Origin of the sequence: Edwardsiella sp. EA181011 (genome assembly GCF_000800725.1) — a bacterium.
GTDB classification, from domain to species: Bacteria; Pseudomonadota; Gammaproteobacteria; order Enterobacterales; family Enterobacteriaceae; genus Edwardsiella; species Edwardsiella anguillarum.
Genome location: NZ_CP011364.1, coordinates 3,489,884 through 3,506,401 on the forward strand (window position 1 = coordinate 3,489,884; position 16,518 = coordinate 3,506,401).

Annotated in this window: 16 protein-coding genes and 1 pseudogene; 8 read left to right on the forward strand and 9 right to left on the reverse strand. The window is 60.0% G+C overall.

Annotation, left to right across the window (positions count from 1 at the left end; all coding sequences use genetic code 11):
• The first annotated feature begins 567 nt into the window (after nucleotides 1-567).
• Nucleotides 568-1,935, forward strand: a complete 1,368-nt coding sequence (locus QY76_RS15450; RefSeq protein WP_034163719.1) for an APC family permease — start codon at nucleotides 568-570, stop codon at nucleotides 1,933-1,935.
• Nucleotides 1,936-2,016: 81 nt separating this feature from the next.
• Here the strand turns inward: QY76_RS15450 and QY76_RS15455 are convergent, their stop codons facing one another.
• The gene (locus tag QY76_RS15455; protein WP_034163720.1) at nucleotides 2,017-2,445 is read right to left on the reverse strand and encodes a molybdopterin-binding protein; all 429 of its coding nucleotides are present in this window, start codon (nucleotides 2,443-2,445) and stop codon (nucleotides 2,017-2,019) included.
• 103 nt (nucleotides 2,446-2,548) lie between these two features.
• Nucleotides 2,549-2,836: a DUF2623 family protein gene (locus tag QY76_RS15460; RefSeq protein ID WP_034163721.1), complete on the reverse strand. Its 288-nt coding sequence runs from the start codon at nucleotides 2,834-2,836 to the stop codon at nucleotides 2,549-2,551.
• Between the two features lie 172 nt (nucleotides 2,837-3,008).
• On the opposite strand from QY76_RS15460, the gene QY76_RS15465 reads away from it, so the two are divergent.
• Complete coding sequence (locus QY76_RS15465) at nucleotides 3,009-3,212, forward strand: hypothetical protein (RefSeq protein WP_005296746.1); 204 nt, start codon at nucleotides 3,009-3,011, stop codon at nucleotides 3,210-3,212.
• A gap of 217 nt (nucleotides 3,213-3,429) precedes the next feature.
• Here QY76_RS15465 and yjjG read toward each other — a convergent pair whose 3' ends face one another.
• The gene (yjjG, locus tag QY76_RS15470; RefSeq protein ID WP_034163722.1) at nucleotides 3,430-4,104 is read right to left on the reverse strand and encodes a pyrimidine 5'-nucleotidase; all 675 of its coding nucleotides are present in this window, start codon (nucleotides 4,102-4,104) and stop codon (nucleotides 3,430-3,432) included.
• 624 nt (nucleotides 4,105-4,728) lie between these two features.
• Between yjjG and QY76_RS15475 the strand changes: the two genes are divergently transcribed.
• On the forward strand, nucleotides 4,729-5,043 hold the full coding sequence (locus tag QY76_RS15475; RefSeq protein WP_034163723.1) for a hypothetical protein: 315 nt from the start codon (nucleotides 4,729-4,731) through the stop codon (nucleotides 5,041-5,043).
• Here QY76_RS15475 and QY76_RS15480 read toward each other — a convergent pair.
• From QY76_RS15480 to QY76_RS15490, 3 genes are read right to left on the reverse strand one after another with little or no spacing between them, the layout of a single operon-like run.
• Nucleotides 5,040-7,040, reverse strand: coding sequence for an FUSC family protein (locus tag QY76_RS15480; RefSeq protein ID WP_034163724.1), 2,001 nt, complete (start codon nucleotides 7,038-7,040; stop codon nucleotides 5,040-5,042). The two genes, QY76_RS15475 and QY76_RS15480, sit on opposite strands and share 4 nt — an antisense overlap.
• A gap of 14 nt (nucleotides 7,041-7,054) precedes the next feature.
• Nucleotides 7,055-7,912: an HlyD family secretion protein gene (locus QY76_RS15485; RefSeq protein ID WP_034163725.1), complete on the reverse strand. Its 858-nt coding sequence runs from the start codon at nucleotides 7,910-7,912 to the stop codon at nucleotides 7,055-7,057.
• Between the two features lie 6 nt (nucleotides 7,913-7,918).
• Nucleotides 7,919-8,158 carry a DUF1656 domain-containing protein gene (locus tag QY76_RS15490; protein WP_034163822.1) on the reverse strand — a complete coding sequence of 80 codons (240 nt, stop codon included), beginning with the start codon at nucleotides 8,156-8,158 and terminating at the stop codon, nucleotides 7,919-7,921.
• A 315-nt stretch (nucleotides 8,159-8,473) separates the two neighbouring features.
• Between QY76_RS15490 and QY76_RS15495 the strand changes: the two genes are divergently transcribed.
• From QY76_RS15495 to QY76_RS15515, 5 genes and pseudogenes are all read left to right on the forward strand, one after another.
• The gene (locus QY76_RS15495; protein WP_034163726.1) at nucleotides 8,474-9,631 is read left to right on the forward strand and encodes an N-acetylneuraminate epimerase; all 1,158 of its coding nucleotides are present in this window, start codon (nucleotides 8,474-8,476) and stop codon (nucleotides 9,629-9,631) included.
• A gap of 109 nt (nucleotides 9,632-9,740) precedes the next feature.
• Nucleotides 9,741-10,430 carry an oligogalacturonate-specific porin KdgM family protein gene (locus tag QY76_RS15500; RefSeq protein ID WP_045426233.1) on the forward strand — a complete coding sequence of 230 codons (690 nt, stop codon included), beginning with the start codon at nucleotides 9,741-9,743 and terminating at the stop codon, nucleotides 10,428-10,430.
• A gap of 358 nt (nucleotides 10,431-10,788) precedes the next feature.
• A pseudogene (locus tag QY76_RS15505) lies at nucleotides 10,789-12,269 on the forward strand (sodium:solute symporter).
• Nucleotides 12,270-12,412: 143 nt separating this feature from the next.
• The gene (locus tag QY76_RS15510) at nucleotides 12,413-13,303 is read left to right on the forward strand and encodes a MurR/RpiR family transcriptional regulator (protein ID WP_034163729.1); all 891 of its coding nucleotides are present in this window, start codon (nucleotides 12,413-12,415) and stop codon (nucleotides 13,301-13,303) included.
• Between the two features lie 169 nt (nucleotides 13,304-13,472).
• Complete coding sequence (locus QY76_RS15515) at nucleotides 13,473-14,363, forward strand: dihydrodipicolinate synthase family protein (protein ID WP_045426235.1); 891 nt, start codon at nucleotides 13,473-13,475, stop codon at nucleotides 14,361-14,363.
• Nucleotides 14,364-14,375: 12 nt separating this feature from the next.
• On the opposite strand, the gene QY76_RS15520 is transcribed toward QY76_RS15515, so the two are convergent.
• The 3 genes from QY76_RS15520 to QY76_RS18875 form a co-directional block, all read right to left on the reverse strand.
• Nucleotides 14,376-15,038 (reverse strand): YoaK family protein, encoded by a 663-nt coding sequence (locus QY76_RS15520; RefSeq protein ID WP_045426238.1) that lies wholly within the window; start codon nucleotides 15,036-15,038, stop codon nucleotides 14,376-14,378.
• Between the two features lie 82 nt (nucleotides 15,039-15,120).
• Nucleotides 15,121-15,741, reverse strand: coding sequence for an ATP-binding cassette domain-containing protein (locus QY76_RS15525; RefSeq protein ID WP_045426242.1), 621 nt, complete (start codon nucleotides 15,739-15,741; stop codon nucleotides 15,121-15,123).
• On the reverse strand, nucleotides 15,728-16,516 hold the full coding sequence (locus QY76_RS18875) for an ABC transporter permease (RefSeq protein ID WP_045426254.1): 789 nt from the start codon (nucleotides 16,514-16,516) through the stop codon (nucleotides 15,728-15,730). Before QY76_RS18875 ends, QY76_RS15525 begins: the two co-directional genes overlap by 14 nt.
• Nucleotides 16,517-16,518 lie beyond the last annotated feature (2 nt).

Below are 16,518 nucleotides of genomic sequence, written 5' to 3' on the forward strand. Positions count from 1 at the left end.
GGTGTTTTATGTCAATTTGTTTCAGACAAACTGATTAAACCCTGTCATCCGTATCTTTAGCGCCGCTGAATAAAATAAATCAAATAAAAAACAACAAGTTAATAAGAATCCCGCCGGACAAAAAATAAATTTAATAAATCGCATTCATCGCTTGTCATCCCCGATTGAGTGCGGCAAAATACGCGCCCTGCGAATAGCCGATGTTTTACGTTGTGTCATTAAGTAAAGACCAATGGACGTCGGTTATTTTTTTGTAGTGCAGAAAATCAAGTAGATGACTGAGGCCGGCCTTCGACCGGACATGATAATAGCTATTTATGCGGTTCCCCCGCATGTTGACTGAGGAAATCTAGATGGGGCAATCATTCGCTTTCGCACCGGGCTTCACCGGTATGCGCTGCAGCAGCAGCAGCGACTATGGGGCAAGCGCGCCGTTTTCCGTTCGCGCTTCTTTATCCCATCCCCTCTTTGAATATCCAGCATACCGCTTCACACGAAGTTTTCCTGTGACCTCTCCGCTTTGCGCTTCATCAAATCAAAACGTCGAGAGCATGGGAGGACTGCGTCATGGCCGCTAATTCCGCCGCTTCACAAAACCGCGTTCAGCTGCGCAAGACCTTGACCCTGGTACAGGTGGTCATGATGGGCCTGGCGTACCTGCAGCCGATGACCATCTTTGATACCTTCGGTATCGTCAGTGGACTGACCAACGGTCACGTTGCCACCTCTTATGCTATTGCGCTGATTGCCATCCTGTTTACGGCGATCAGCTACGGAAAGCTGGTTAAACGCTTCCCGTCTGCCGGCTCGGCCTATACCTACGCGCAGAAGGCGATCAGCCCGCACGTCGGCTTTATGGTGGGCTGGTCTTCCCTGCTCGATTATCTGTTTATGCCGATGATCAACATCCTGCTGGCCAAAATTTACCTGGAAGCGATTTTCCCCGGCGTTCCGTCGTGGATTTTCGTCATGGCGCTGGTCACCATGATGACGCTGTTCAACCTGCGCGGCATTAACCTGGTCGCCAACCTGAACACCGGCATCGTGATCGTGCAGGTCGCCATCATGATCATCTTCCTCGGCCTGGTGGTGCACGGCATCACGCAGGGCGAAGGCGCTGGCACCCTGCTCAGCAGCCGTCCGTTCGTCTCAGAGGATGCCCACCTGATCCCGATGATCACCGGTGCCACCATACTCTGCTTCTCGTTCCTCGGCTTCGACGGCATCAGCTCCCTGTCGGAAGAGACCCCAGACGCCGGACGCGTCATCCCGAAGGCCATCTTCCTGACGGCGCTGATCGGCGGCATCATCTTTATCGTGGTCTCCTACTTCCTGCAGCTGTACTTCCCGGATATCTCCCGCTTTAAGGATCCGGATGCCTCGCAGCCGGAGATCATGCTGTACGTGGCCGGTAAATTCTTCCAGTCCATCATCCTGGTCTTCTCCTGCGTAACGGTGCTGGCCTCCGGGATGGCGGCGCACGCCGGGGTTTCCCGTCTGATGTACGTGATGGGCCGCGACGGGGTATTCCCGGAGCGTTTCTTCGGCTACATTCATCCCAAGTGGCGTACGCCGGCCTTTAACGTTCTGCTGGTCGGGGCCATCGCGCTGTCTGCGGTCTCCTTTGACCTGGTAACGGCAACCGCGCTGATTAACTTCGGTGCACTGGTAGCCTTTACCTTCGTCAACCTGTCGGTTATCTCGCAGTTCTATATCCGCGAGCGCCGCAACCGCACGCTGAAAGAGACCTTTGCCTACCTGATCCTACCGCTGATCGGCGCGGCAACCGTCGGGGTGCTGTGGATGAACCTCGAGGCCAGCTCCATGACGCTGGGCCTGGTCTGGGCGGCCATCGGCCTCGGCTATCTGGCCGTGCTGACCCGCCGCTTCCGTCAGCCGCCGCCGCAGTATCAGGATGCGGAGGCCGCACAGTAACGCGCGTTACGCGCGCCGTCGCTGCGTAAAACGTAAAAAAAGCGCCCCCGGGGCGCTTTTTTATCTTTGGCGCTCGCGGCGTTACTGACGCACCGCCAGCAGCACGCTGGAAGCCTTCACCAACGCGATCACCCTGCTGCCGGCGTGCAGATCCATGCTGTCCGCACTCTCGTTGGTCACGATCGAGACCAGCGTCAGGCCGCTGTCGCTCTTCAGCTCGACGGTGGTATTCACCGCACCGTGCTGCAGCGCCATGACCTCGCAGGGGAACTGATTGCGCGCCGAAAACTTCAGGCCGCAGGTTTCCGAAGCCAACATCACCCAGGGCGCCTTGATCAGCGCAATGGCCTCTTTGCCCTGCGCCAGCCCCATAGCGTCGCGGCTGGCGCTGGTGACGACTGCCACCAGCTTCTCCCCGCCGCTCAGCGTCAGTTCCACCTCATCATTCACCGCCCCCTCCGCCAAGGCTGAAACGGTTCCCTGTAACTGATTGCGGGCTGATACGGTCATTTTTTTCTCCTATCCGATCGTCAATACCGATAATGAATGTCGATATAGCCTAACAGACTCACCAACATCGATGCGTCGTCATTGCAGCAGAGTACGATCTGGATCAGATTCGTTCATAGCCGGTGTAGTAATAGCGCTGCAGCTGGCTATCCTCACCGCTGAGAAAAAATTCGGCGATAGCGTCGCGCTCCAGGCCGTACAGCCGGGCCAGCTCACCGGCGCGACAGGCGGCCATATAGCGATTATCGATGCGCTTGGCAAAGCTGTAGGCGAAACCGCACACATAGCCGCGCCGGTAGTCAAAGCAGCGGCGCCGCATCTCGCCGGCACCGCAGGGCTCGTAGCTCTTTACGCCGTCCATGACTCCATCGCCAAAGTGGTTATTTCCCATCCTCTCCCCCCGATCCCACATTCGTTATATACGTAAATATATAACGAATGTGGGATCGGATGCCATCCCCGAAAAGGAGCTGAGAATACTACTATCGCTACTCCACGCTGCGCCCAGAAATCGGTATAATCGGCGCCGGTCTATCACCTATCCATCAACACGAGGTATTTTTATGGCAGACGAATTTGACAACGCCAGCGCGCTGGAAGAACTGGAACGCGATCTGGCGCTGGCCAACCGTCACAAACCCAGCATGGCGCCTACCGGGTATTGCTACAACTGTCACGCACCGATCCCGACGGGAAACTTCTGCGACAGCGACTGCTGCGAAGACTGGCAAAAAGTACAGTGGGCCAAGTCCCAGCGCCAGCGCTAACTCCCGCACTCTCTTCCCGCGCACAACGCCGCCGATAGCCATCGCGGCGCCCGCTTCGCTGACCTGCGGCATCATTCGGCAGGCTGCCCGTACACCCTCTCCGTTTGGGATTCCCCGCGCCATACGCACGGCGATCGGCTATTGCCTATTGCCGCGCCGGCGTCAGCGCGTGCCCATAGCCCGCCGCCTCCCGCCGGAGACGGCGCTGTGAGCGCGATCAGGCTAGTAAAATCTGCTGCAGCTCGCGCAGCGATCCGACCTGGTAGCTGGGCGTGATCCCCTGCGGCGCCGGCTCATCGCGGGTATTCAACCAGCAAGTATCAATACCGGCATTGATACCGCCCAGAATATCGGAGTGCGGATTATCGCCCACCATCAGGATCTGCTCACGCGGGGGATTATCCATCAGGGCGAAGGCATGCTCAAAAATCGCCACGTCCGGCTTGGCGACCCCGACCTCCTCCGAGACCACCAGGGTCGCGAAGGCATCGCTCAGACCGGTGCGCTGCAGACGCTCATTCTGCATGGCGGTAAAGCCGTTGGTGATGATACCCATCCGCACCCGGCCCCGCAGGGAGAGCACCAGTTCACGGGCGCCCGGCAACGGCTCGCAGATCTCGGTCATCGCCTGAACAAAGGCATCGTTAATCGCGCAGGCCGTCATATTGAGGCGCTGGGCCCACCCCTCAAACCGAACCTCCTGCAGCTGGCGCGAGGTGATCCGCCCCTCCTGATAATCTACCCACAGCGGCTGGTTCACCGCCTCGTAGGCCTGGTAATCCTCCACGCTGAAATCGACGTTAAAGCGGGAAAACATCAGGCGCAGCCCTTGATAGGCATCAAAGCGGAACAGCGTTTCATCCGCATCAAACAAAATCCAACTGTATTTCATCTCGCTCACTTTCCACTCAACTTCACCTGCGCGCCCCACGCCGCGGCATGCGACGACGAAGAGGGCATGAAAATAACGCGCTGGCCCGGCGCGGCGTCGCCTGACGCGATACGCCGGCGGCATTCCCCCGCGACCAGCGTATCCGGGCGCAAAAAACACGGGCTATTGTGCCACAGAATGGGCAGGGCGCCTTACGCAACGGGAAAAAGCGCCGCGAAAAAACGCCGCGGACGCCGGCGCAATAGACGATCCCACGCACCGCGGCGCCAATAGGGTTAATTTCATTTAAATCGACACGTTCCCCCAAAAAAACGCCGCGCTCCCCGCACGGCATGCTGGCAATTACGCCCCGAATAGCGCGTCGTGCGAAAAATCCTAATATTTTTCTACAGCCATTTGTTTTTATTGATAGTTTTCTTTAGAAAAGCACCTTGACGCTGCCGCCGCAATCTTGCTATACAGGCGCCGACACCCTTTTTGGCTATGCTCTTTTTATAGCTAGGTTATCTGGAACACGACCGCTGAGTCCCCTGGCTACGCGTCTGTCGCCGCTGGCAGGCCGGCCACAGCGGGACATGCAGCGGTCATTTAAGGACAAAAAACAGTCAATATCAGGATAGATCTATGGCCTCCCGAAGATGGCACATGCCCGGAAACCCGCGCTCGGACAGCGGGCCACGTCTGCGCTCGCTAATCGATCAAATTGCAGAAAAACAGCAGGCGGTACCGCCGCCGCCGCGCTACCGCCTGCTGGTTTCGCTGCTCAGCGTCAGTGAAGAGATGCGCGACTTTTGCACCCTGCACCGCATCAGCATCAGCGATGCCCCCTGTCTACAGGTGATGTTCGTCGGCGAAAAAACCGATCTGCAGCTGTTTATTCGCTGTTTTCTGCCGCAGGAGCGGCAGTACGACTGCCTCAACGCGCTCTATCTGGCTTAGTCCATCGCCATCTGCAGCTGACTCAGGGCGCAGTATAAGCGCCAGATAACACCGGCCAGATCGCGGGCGCTGGGGTTAGGATGGGCGGCGAGCAGCTCACTCATGCGCGCCAGCTGCGCCAGCGTGTGCGTCAGGTGTGCCTGCTGGACCCCCTCCTCGCTGATGATGCCGTGCAGACCGTGCAGGCAGAGATCCCGTACTCGCTCCAGCGGGTCGCCGCGCGCCTCCCAGTTACGCAGCTGCCAGACGATGTGCGTACAGTTCAGCAGCACCATGCCCCAGCGCAGCAGCCAGCGGCGGGCCAAGGCATCCCGGCTTTGGTTCAGCTGGCTGATACGGTGATAGATCAGCGACTCATACTGCGCCTCGCTGCTGCGAGGGTGGGCCGCCAGCTGCCCGATAAAGTCCCGGCGCATCGCCCGGATGATCCGGCGACCTTTACGCCGATCGGAGCTAGGATGAAGGATCTGGAACGCCAGCGCGGCCAGCAGCACGCCGCCGATCTTGGCGATGCTGCCGTTCAGCACGCTGGCATAGTCGTACTGCGGCGGATTGGTCACCATCAGAAACGATCCCATAAATACGATAACCTGCCCCCACAGCGCCGCATGGCGGGCGCTTTGCAGCTTCAGCAGCTGCATGGTCAGCAGGATCGGCGCCAGAATGAGACAGAAAACCCAGAAATCATTTATCTGGATCATCAGGCCAAACTTCAGCAAAAAGCAGAAGACTGACAGCATGATCATCGCCTTAAACAGCGTCATCAGGCTGCTCATCGGCGAGGCCGACGCGGAGTACAGCACGCAGGTTACCGCGGCGATAGCCAGCGCCGATGCACCGCTATCCCATTGGGTCTCAATCCAGAATGCGCAGCCCAGCACCAGGGTACAGAAAGTTCGCAGCGCATTGTAGGCCGCCTCCAGCGTATCGGTATGCAGCGCCAGCGGCGGCGTGCTCGGTGGGGTCAGCGCCGCACTCTCGCTGCCGCTCTGAGCCAGCCGCTGCAGCCAGCGAAAGCTGCCGAGGTACAGGCGGACAAAGCGCTGCACCTGACGGACAAAGGCCTGCAGACGCACCCGCGACGTCGGGCTCGCGTACAGCGGCGCCAGCAGGCGCGCCGTACGGTAGGGATCGCACGTCGGCTGCCGCAGGGCATCGACGATCTGCGTCAGCACCGTCTCCAGCGCGGGCGGCGCATCGGGCCAGTGCTGCCGCATGCGACGGATAATGGCGATGGCGCTGGTCATCCGTAGCTGCTGGTGCAGCAGATAGTTGAGTAGATGATTGTTGCGGCGAAAGTGGTAGTGACTCCAGAAGGCCTGGATACGCAGCAGGTTCAGGGTGAGGATCTCGCGGATCACCGTCTCATGGGCCGTGCGCAGATCGCTGCCCGGCGCTGGCGCCCACAGCATCAGCGCATGCTCCAGCAAGCGCTGATGCATGCGCCGCAGCGACGTCAGCAGATTGGCGCCGTCCGAGTCATTGGGCATGATCATCATCATCAGGGCGCCGCACAGCAGGCCGGTGATCACCTCGCACACCCGCGCCTGAGCGATATCGAATATCTGCATGGTATCGCTGCTGTTCGGCGTGGTAAAGGCGATGATCGCCGCCGTATAGCCCGCCAGCGCGAAGGCATAGGAGAGGTTGTTCTGATAGTGGTTAGAAACATACGTGCACAGCGCTATCCAGCCCGCGATGCAAAAGGTAAACAGCCAGGGTTCATTCAGGCACAGCCCGGCGATCACCATTGAGGCCAGCGCCCCCAGCAGGCTGCCGATAATCCGGCCGATGCTCTTGCCGATCACCCCGCCCACCGTCGGAAAGCTGACCACCGCCGCCGAGGTAAAAGCCCAGTAGGGCTCATCCAGATCCAGGGCGAACGCGATCCACAGCGCCAGACACATCGCCAGGGTATTGCGCAGCGCGTAGCGCCACTGCCCCGCCGTCGCCTTTCCCCAGGGCAGCTGCTGCCACAGACCGCCGTTGCGCGTCATCATTCCACTCCGCCCTAGGGTTTCAGGGTAATGGTGCAGGTCATGCCCGAAACCAGCAGCGTATCGGCCGCCACGCCGTCCAGGGCGATACGCACCGGCACGCGCTGCGCCAGACGCACCCAGGGCACGTTGGGCTTCACATTCAGCAGCATATCGGCGCCCGGCTCGGCGCTCTGATCGTCGATGGCGCGCCCAATGCTTTCAACCCGCCCCTGCAGCGGCGTACTGCCGTCATACAGCATGATATCGGCCCGATCGCCGACCCGGATATGGCGCAGCTTGGTCTCTTCAAAGTATCCCATCACATAGAACGAATGACGATCGATCAGCGCCACCAGCGGCGTGCCGGCGTGGGCATAGTTGCCGGCCCGGCTGCGCAGGTTGGTGATAAAGCCATCCGCCGGCGCCTCGATACGCACGTGGGCCAGGTCCCACTCGGCCTGCGCCAGGCTCTCGCGGGCGACCTGATAGGCGGCCTGCATCGCCTTAACATTCAGCTGCGCGGTATCCAGCGACTCGGCGGAGATGGCGTCCGCCGGCAGACGGCGCCGCCGCGCGGCCTCGTGCTGCGCCTTGTCCAGATCGCTTTGCGCCCGCATCAGCGCCGCGTTGGCCCGATCGCGGGCAATAATGAACGGCTGGCTGTCCAGCGTGAACAGCAGCTGCCCCCGGGTCACAGCCTGATTATCGCGTACCGCCACGCGGGTGATGCGCCCAGAGACCTCCGGCGTCACGCTGACCAGCTCGGCGCGGACCTTACCGTCGCGGGTCCAGGGCGACTGCATGTAGTAGTTCCACAGCCATCCGCCGGCGCACAGGGCGATGGCACAGGCGATCACGCTCAAAAAATATTTCAGGGAGTGCAGTTTCATCGAAGACTATCCGCAGATTAGCAAGGCAAACGCCAGGGTGATGCATATCACGAGGAGGGAGAGATCCAGCAGCGTGGGATGCCAGATATCGCCGCCGTAGATCTGGGCGCGCAGCAGGCGGTGAACGATCAGCCACAGCAGCAGTCCCAGCGCCACCGCCTTAAACAGCGGGGGAAAGTACAGTGAAGCCCCAACGACCAGGTCGGTCAGGGGGGAGAGCGGAAAGATCGGCATGATCGTTAGCATCACCACGGTGTCTATTGCGATGCGCGGCATCGGCAGACTAATAACATTTACCCAATATTAGCACGCGAAGTATAATTAGTGATGATTTTTCTATGCCTATAAACCCGTTGGGTTCGCGACCCGATGGCGCTGCACAATAAAGCAACGGATTCATTTTTGAACTCTCTCACACTTCACACAAAAGCAGATTGAAGTATAACTCCAAAGATCATTTTATAATGGAGCAATACTACAACAACGTCCTGTCATGTCCGTCGTCCACCCCGCGGGCAGAACGGCCACCGCATCATGATACTTTAATCGCAAGGAGCTTATATGCCTGGGTTAACGCAGCCAGTCGTCCGTCTTCTGGCCGCCGTGATTTTATCTGCCTTGATTATTCCTGCCGGAAATGCGGAGATATTACCCGTACTGCCAACGCCGTTTAAAGGCGGCACCGGCGCCATTCTCAACAACACGATTTATATCGGGCTGGGCAGCGCCGATAAATCCTGGTATCGATTGGACTTGGCCGCCCAGGAAAAGCGCTGGGAGCCTATTGCTGCATTTCCTGGCACGGCCCGGGATCAGGCGGTGACGCTGGCGTTAAATAATAGCCTGTACGTGTTTGGCGGCAGCGGTAAGGCTAGCCAGCACGATGAGACGCCCTCCGCATTAACCGATACCTATCGCTATATACCGCAGAGCGATCAATGGCAAAAAATAGATACGCATCCGCCACGGGGCTTTGTCGGTCACGCCGCCGTCGCGCTCAACCGCACCCAGGGGCTATTTTTAGGCGGCGTAAACAAACAAATATTTGATGGTTACCTCCGAGACATTCATCAAAATAAAGATAATAAGCCAGCCTCTGATAATATTATTCAGCGCTATTTTGATAAGCCGAGCGAGGATTATTTCTTTAGTCGGGAGGCGCTGCTATTTGATGCCGACGGCCAACGCTGGCAGTCGCTCGGCGTCACCCCCTTTGCCGGAACGGCGGGCTCGGCGCTGGTGCGCAGCGGCGAACGCATCACGCTGATCAATGGCGAGATCAAGCCGGGTCTGCGCACAGAGCGGATCCACTATGCCACCTGGTCCCACGATCGGCTGCGCTGGACCGGCGAAGGTGCGCTGCCGCCGCCGCCGGGAGAGCCGCTTCAAGAGGGGCTGGCCGGTGCCTACGCAGGCTACAGCCATGGAACCCTGCTGGTGGCGGGCGGCGCCAACTTCCCCGGAGCCCGGGCCAACTATCGCCAACGGCACTATTATGCCCATCAAGGGCTTAATAAGCACTGGCAGCAGGCCATCTATGCCCAGCTGGGCGAGCGCTGGCAGGCCATTGGCGAGCTGCCTGTCCCGCTGGGCTACGGCGTCTCCGTCAGCGATGGCCAGCACCTTTACCTGATCGGCGGAGAGACGCTACAGGGCCAGGCGGTCGATTCGGTCATCACGCTCAGCATGCGCGACGGCAGGCTGATCATCGAACGCTGATGCGCCGCCGCCGATAACGATTACCCGTGCCGCGATCCCTTCTATCGCGGCGACGACTAGCTGTACCCATAAATAATCAAAAACCACTCAATATCTCTGGGAATGAAAAATGAAAAAGACCATTATATCATTAGCGCTATCTCTCATTTTCTCTGCAATAAACGCGCAGGCCACCACCATCGACTTTCGCCATGAATATGCAGATGCCTCACGCATTAATAAGGATCGCATCGCCATCATTCATAACTTTGCCAGCGGCGTAGGATTTTACGTTGATGCTAGCGTAAAATCCGGTGGCGTAAATAGCGAGCAGGATAAATTTTTAAGCGATCTAGTAACCAACGCTATTGAAATGGGACTGAGCTATAGCCATAAGCTGTCCGATAATATCACGCTACAGCCAGGCATTATTTTTGAGAGCAGCGCGGATACCGCTATCTATAAGCCTTACCTGAGAGCGCAATACAGCTTTGACAGCGGTATTTACATCGCCGGGCGTTACCGTTTTGACTATGCGAGAAAAACGCAGGATGGCGTAAACGACGAACAGACAAACCGCCTGGATGGTTATATTGGCTATCGATTTGATGATTGGCGTGTTGAATATGATTATACCCAAATGTATAGCGACGCACTTAAATACAATAATAAAAAGACCAATTATGAACACAACGTCGCCCTCTCTTACCGGATAAATCCGTCCTTTACCCCCTATATCGAAGTCGGCAACGTCGCCGTCAACAGCAACAGCGATGCGCGCCAGACGCGCTACCGCGTCGGGCTTCAGTACAACTTCTAACGCCTCTGCGGGGCGCCGCCGCGTGCTCCGCTAACGGCACAGACAGGGCTGTAATCTTTAAATTCATCAATGGGAAAGTGTGCGCTGCACTACATAAGAGAGCGATTTTCGTACCACATTATGCGACGCCTCACACTTCCCCATTTTTTCGCTTGATGAAGCAACGCTCCGAAAAAATAATCATAACGGAGCAAAACACCAACAAGACCCGCCTCTGCCCCAGGACGCAGAGCCGACACAACGACCCTAACGGAGGACGGCGTGATGCACTATCCAATATCCCCCCGCGGCGCGCGCACCCGCCGGACTATCGCCGTCAGCGCCCTCCCTCTTACCTTACCCATGGCAGGAATTAAACATGCAGATTCATGACTTCGGATTCCTTAACTATGCCGTCCTGTTCGGCTACCTGCTGGCGATGATGCTGGTGGGGATGTACTTTGCCAAGCGCCAGAAAACGGCGGATGACTACTTCCGCGGCGGCGGCCGCGTTCCCGGCTGGGCCGCCGGCGTCTCCGTCTTTGCCACCACCTTGAGCTCCATCACGTTTATGTCCATTCCGGCCAAGGCCTATACCTCGGACTGGACATTCATCATCGGCCAGTATCTGGCTATCGCTATTCTGCCGCTGGTGTTTTACTTCTACATTCCGTTTTTCCGCAAGCTGAAAATCACCTCGGCCTACGAGTATCTGGAGGCGCGCTTCGATGTCCGCAGCCGGCTGTTTGCCAGCCTCTCGTTCATGCTGTTCCACATCGGCCGCATCGCCATTATCACCTATCTGACCGTACTGGCCCTGCGTCCCTTCCTGGCCATCGATCCGGTGGTTCTGGTGCTGCTGATCAGCATTCTGTGCATCATCTACACCTGGATGGGGGGATTGAAGGGGTTATCTGGACCGACGTGATCCAGGGGCTGCTGCTCTCCGGCGGTGCCGTGCTGATCTTCATCATGATCTGTTGGAAGGTGAACGGCGGGATTAGCGAGATCTACAGCGTCACCGCCGCCGCCGATAAATTCTTCCCGGACAGCCAGTTTCACTGGAGCTGGACCAACAGTACCATTCCGGTGCTGATGATAGGCTTTCTGTTTGCCAATATTCAGCAATTTACCGCCAGCCAGGACGTAGTCCAGCGCTACATCGTGACCGACTCCATCGAGGAGACCAAGCGGACGCTGATCACCAACGCCAAGTTGGTGGCGATTATCCCCATTTTCTTCTTCGCCATCGGCTCCGCGCTGTTTGTCTACTATCAGCAGAATCCGCAGCTGCTGCCGAAGGGCTTTAACACCGGCGGGATCCTGCCGCTGTTCGTGGTCACCGAAATGCCCAGCGGCATCGCCGGGCTGATCATCGCGGCCATTTTCGCGGCGGCCCAGTCCAGCATCTCCAGCAGCCTGAACAGCATCTCCAGCTGCTTTAACTCCGATATCTATGTGCGGCTCAGCCGTCACGAGCGCAGCGCGCCGCAGAAGATGAAGATCGCCCGTCTGGTGATTATCCTCGCCGGCCTGCTGAGCAGCCTGGCCACCATTTGGCTGGTGCTCTCCAATGAGTCCGAGATTTGGGATGCCTTCAACAGCCTGATCGGCCTGATGGGCGGCCCCATGACCGGCCTGTTTATGCTGGGGATCTTCTTTAAACGCGCCAACGCCGGCAGCGCCTTCTGCGGGATCCTGGTCAGCATCGTCGCCGTGCTACTAACGCGTTACGCCTCTGACCTCAACTTCTTCTTCTACGGCGTCGTCGGCGCCATGTCGGTCGTCGTGGTCGGCGTGCTCGCCGCGCCGCTGTTTGCGCCGGCCAAACAGGTTACGCTGGATCGCGAACGCGTCTGACGCGTGCCCTTCTCTCCCAGCCCGGTCCATGCCGGGCTGACTTTTTTTAAACGTGGTTATTTGCTACGCTTAACGTTACATATCCCAATTCCTATCCCGCAGCGCCGCTGGACGGTGCAGTTCATCAATCAAGGCGCCCTCTCATGAAGGACTCTCAGCAGATTCGCTTACAGCCCGGAAAAATCCTCGACACGCTCTCTGCCATGCAGAACAGCCTGACCCGCGTATCTCAACGGATTGCCGACTATATCCTGCGCACCCCGGCGCAGGTCACCCAGTTCTCCATCGCCCAGCTTGCCCAGGCCACGCAGTCCGGCGAGGCGACGGTGATCCGCTTCTGCCGCACCCTCGGCTATAAAGGATTTCAGGATTTCAAGCTGGACCTGGCGATTGAACTCGCCCGCGGCGACGCGGAGGAAACCCCGCTGCTCGATGCCGAAATCATCGACAGCGACGATGTACCGACCATTGGCCGCAAGCTGCAGTCCGCCATCAACAGCGTCCTGTCAGAGACGCTGAACCTGCTGGACATGGCACAGGTACAGGCGGCGGTCGATGCGATTCGTCAGGCCAACTACCTGTTTATCTGCGGCGTCGGCTCCTCCGGCATCACCGCCGAAGACATGAAAAACAAGCTGATGCGCATCGGCTACCGGGTTAACGGCACCAGCAATAACCACTTTATGTACATGCAGGCCTCGCTGCTGCAGCCGGGGGATGTCGCTATCGCCATCAGTCACTCCGGGGCTTCACCGGAGACGGTACACGCGCTCAAGCTGGCGCAGGAGGCCGGCGCGCGCACCATCGCCCTGACCCACAATCTGGGGTCGGCGCTGATGCGCTATGCCGATATCAGCCTGATCAACGGCAATAATCAGGGGAAGCTGCAGGGGGACTCCATCGGCACCAAGACCGCCCAGCTGTTCGTACTGGATCTGCTGTACACCCTGCTGGTTCAGGCGGAGCCGCAGCGCGTTACCGCGCAAAAGCTGCGGACGCTGAACGCGCTGCAGAGCGCTAAAGCGCTGTCGTGAACGGCCGCCCGCGCCCCGGCGGGCAAAAAATGCAGGAGCTCACAGTTTAACGAAAATCTACCGTCGTCACGCGCTGCGACGGTTGCAGCTCACCGTATGACGCCCTAAAATGGAGTCAAACTCCATACAAGAAAGCCAAAAAACAAGATAACTCCAAAAGGATGCTAGCATGAAAAAGCTAACCGGTTTGATCGCTGCACCGCATACCCCGTTTAAGGCCGACGGCAGCGTTAACTACCCGGTCATCGACCGCATTGCCGAACACCTGATCGCTGATGGCGTCACCGGCGCCTATGTCTTGGGCACCACCGGCGAGGGTATTCAGTGTTCGGTGGAAGAGCGTATGCGCATCGCCGAACGCTGGGTCGACGCCAGTCAGGGAAAGCTGGATCTGATCGTTCATACCGGGGCGCTGAGCATTGCCGACGCCGTGACGCTGGCGCGTCATGCCAATACCCTGGATATCATGGCGACCTCCGTGATCGGCCCCTGCTTCTTTAAACCGGGCAGCGTAGATGACCTGGTCGAATACTGCCGGCTGGTGGCCGAGGCCGCGCCGGATAAAGGTTTTTATTACTATCACTCCAGCATGTCCGGCCTGAGCATCGACATGGAGCGCTTCCTACAAAGTGCCTCCGGGCGCATTCCCAACCTGAGCGGCATGAAGTTCAATGCCAGCGATATGTATGAGTACCAGCGCTGCCTGCGGGTAGAGAACGGCCGCTTCGATATTCCGTTCGGCGTCGATGAGTTTATGCCCGCCGGGCTTGCCTGCGGCGCCACCAGCGCCGTCGGCAGCACCTACAACTACGCCGCGCCGCTCTATCTGCGCCTGATGGAGAGCTTCCACCGCGGCGATATGCAGGATGTCGCCCGCTGCATGGATAAAGTGATCGCCATCATCCGGGTGCTGGTCGAATATGGCGGCGTCGCCGCGGGCAAGGTCGCCATGCAGCTGCACGGCATCGACGTCGGCGATCCGCGCCGTCCGCTGCGCCCGATGACGACCCAGCAAAAGGCCGACGCGCTGGCCAAATTCCGCGCCGCCGAGTTCCTGTAACCCCCCGCGTCGTCAGCCGCCCGGCGTCCCGGCGATGCGACGGCTCAGCAGGGCGGCCGCCAGCAGCGGTATACCAACCGCGATAAAACCGACCGCGCCAAAGCGGTCGGTCAGGGTTCCCCCCAGCAATGCGCCGCCGACAAACCCCAGAATACCGCAGAGCAGCGTCGCACGGGCCGGACGATCCGGCGCCGCCCGCCCCGCCGCCAGGCTGTTGAGCAGCGACGTCGACATCCCGGTGATGTAGGTCGAGTGCACCTTGGTGGTATGCAGGCTCTGGATCACGCCGTTCTGCAGCCCCAGCGCCAACGCCTGCAGCAGAATAAAGCCGCTGGGGCAGCCCCAGCGCCAGAGTCCTGCCCCCGCCAGCATCAGCAGCAGCTGTAGCGACAGCAGCGGCGCAATGCGCCGCGTATCGCTGTCCGTCATCCGACGCAGACGCCAGCGACTCCCCCAATAGGTGCCCAGTAGGAAGCAGACCAGCGCCACGGCGCAGTAGCCCAGCGTCAGCCAGCGTCCCTGCGCCAGATAGATCATCGCCAGCACCGCATTCCCGGTGATATGGCCGGTAAAGGTACCCAGCAGGACAAACGCGCCCGCATCGGCAAACCCGCCGACCAGCGTCAGCAGCAGCAGCAGCAGCAGCAGCAGCAATACCCGAATCCGATTATCCATCCCGCGCACCCTCAAGACCAACCGCACCGTCCACACCGTCCACAGCATAGCCGATCGGCGTCCGGACGCCATCGCGGACGCGCTAGGTCAGGCGCCGCAGCTGCCCCGCCTGTAGCTGGTAGCAGGCATCGGCCAGGGCATCGACCTCGCGCGGCTCGTGGCTGACCAGCAGCAGCGTCATGGCGCGCTGGCGCTGCACCCGGCGCAGACAGCCCCACAGCCGCCGGCGCAGGGGCCAGTCCAGGCTGGAGAAGGGCTCATCCAGCAGCAGCAGCGGCGGGGCGCTCACCAGGGCGCGCGCCAGCGCGACCCGCTGCTGCTCGCCGCCGGACAGCTGCTGGGGATAGCGCTGCGCCAGATGGTCCACCTCCAGCTCCCGGAGCAGCGACAGGCGATCCTCTGCGCAGCGCGGTCGCCCGGTCGCAAACTGCGCCAGCGCCAGATTCTGCTCTACGCTGAGAAACGGAAATAGATACAGCCGCTGATTCAGGTGGCGGCAGGGCCGACGCCAGGGCGGCAGCCCATCGATAGGGCGTCCCGCCACGCACACGCTGCCCCGGTACGGCAGATGACCGGCGATCGCCCGCAGCAGGGTGGTCTTGCCGCTGCCCGAGGCCCCGCAGACGGCGGTACAACCCGCGGCGGCGGCGGACAGGCTGACGCCGCGCAGGATCGCACAGTGCAGCGCATCAATATGCAGCATATGTCCCCTTTTCCTTCGGCGGGCGCACGCTGTGCAGCAGCAGCAGAAGGGCAAGCGCCAGCAGGATCAGCAGCAGGGCGCAGCCGACCGCGGCGAAGAAGTCGCCGCCGGCGATATTCAGATACACGGCGATCGGCAGGGTCTCCGTTTTCATCCGCGTCGCCCCCGCCAGCATCAGCGTGGCGCCAAACTCCCCCAGCGCCCGCGACAGGGCCAGCACCGCCCCGCTGACCAGGGCGCGCCACACCAGCGGGATCTCCACCAGCAGGAACGTCGCCAGCGGCGCCAGCCCCAGATTATGGGCGGTCTCCAGCCAGGCGCGATCGATGCTGGCCAGGGCGGCGCCGGCGCTGCGCAGCAAAATCGCCGTGGCGACATAGGTCTGGGCGATCACGATCCCCTGCGGAGAAAAGAGCCGCTGCGCCAGCCCGGGCAGCCAGCCCCCCAGCGGCCCCTGATGTCCCAGCAGCAGCAGCAGGCCGATGCCGGTCACCAGCGGCGGCGTCACCATCGGCAAATCGAGCAGCAGATTAAGCCAGCGTTTTCCCGGCAGCGGCACCCGTACCATTGCCCAGGCCGCCGGCAGCGCAATCAGACAGGCCAGCGCCAGCGACAGCAGCGCCGTCGACAGAGAGAGCCCCAGCGCGAAGCGAATCTCTGGATCGCGCAGCAGCGCCGCCAGCATGGCAAGATCGATCTGTCCCAGCAGGGAGGCCAGCGAACCGACGATCAGCGCCAGCAGCAGCAGCAGGGGCAGCAGCGCCAGCGCGCGCACCG

Coding starts and splice junctions, on each gene's coding strand:
- QY76_RS15475 (WP_034163723.1), top strand. CDS start 4,729: ATGGCCTCCCGAAGATGGCACATGCCCGGAAACCCGCGCTCGGACAGC.
- QY76_RS15525 (WP_045426242.1), bottom strand. CDS start 15,741: ATGCTGCATATTGATGCGCTGCACTGTGCGATCCTGCGCGGCGTCAGC.
- QY76_RS15510 (WP_034163729.1), top strand. CDS start 12,413: ATGAAGGACTCTCAGCAGATTCGCTTACAGCCCGGAAAAATCCTCGAC.
- QY76_RS15485 (WP_034163725.1), bottom strand. CDS start 7,912: ATGAAACTGCACTCCCTGAAATATTTTTTGAGCGTGATCGCCTGTGCC.
- QY76_RS15455 (WP_034163720.1), bottom strand. CDS start 2,445: ATGACCGTATCAGCCCGCAATCAGTTACAGGGAACCGTTTCAGCCTTG.
- QY76_RS15520 (WP_045426238.1), bottom strand. CDS start 15,038: ATGGATAATCGGATTCGGGTATTGCTGCTGCTGCTGCTGCTGCTGCTG.
- yjjG (WP_034163722.1), bottom strand. CDS start 4,104: ATGAAATACAGTTGGATTTTGTTTGATGCGGATGAAACGCTGTTCCGC.
- QY76_RS15460 (WP_034163721.1), bottom strand. CDS start 2,836: ATGGGAAATAACCACTTTGGCGATGGAGTCATGGACGGCGTAAAGAGC.
- QY76_RS15495 (WP_034163726.1), top strand. CDS start 8,474: ATGCCTGGGTTAACGCAGCCAGTCGTCCGTCTTCTGGCCGCCGTGATT.
- QY76_RS15500 (WP_045426233.1), top strand. CDS start 9,741: ATGAAAAAGACCATTATATCATTAGCGCTATCTCTCATTTTCTCTGCA.
- QY76_RS15450 (WP_034163719.1), top strand. CDS start 568: ATGGCCGCTAATTCCGCCGCTTCACAAAACCGCGTTCAGCTGCGCAAG.
- QY76_RS15515 (WP_045426235.1), top strand. CDS start 13,473: ATGAAAAAGCTAACCGGTTTGATCGCTGCACCGCATACCCCGTTTAAG.
- QY76_RS15490 (WP_034163822.1), bottom strand. CDS start 8,158: ATGCTAACGATCATGCCGATCTTTCCGCTCTCCCCCCTGACCGACCTG.
- QY76_RS15465 (WP_005296746.1), top strand. CDS start 3,009: ATGGCAGACGAATTTGACAACGCCAGCGCGCTGGAAGAACTGGAACGC.
- QY76_RS15480 (WP_034163724.1), bottom strand. CDS start 7,040: ATGACGCGCAACGGCGGTCTGTGGCAGCAGCTGCCCTGGGGAAAGGCG.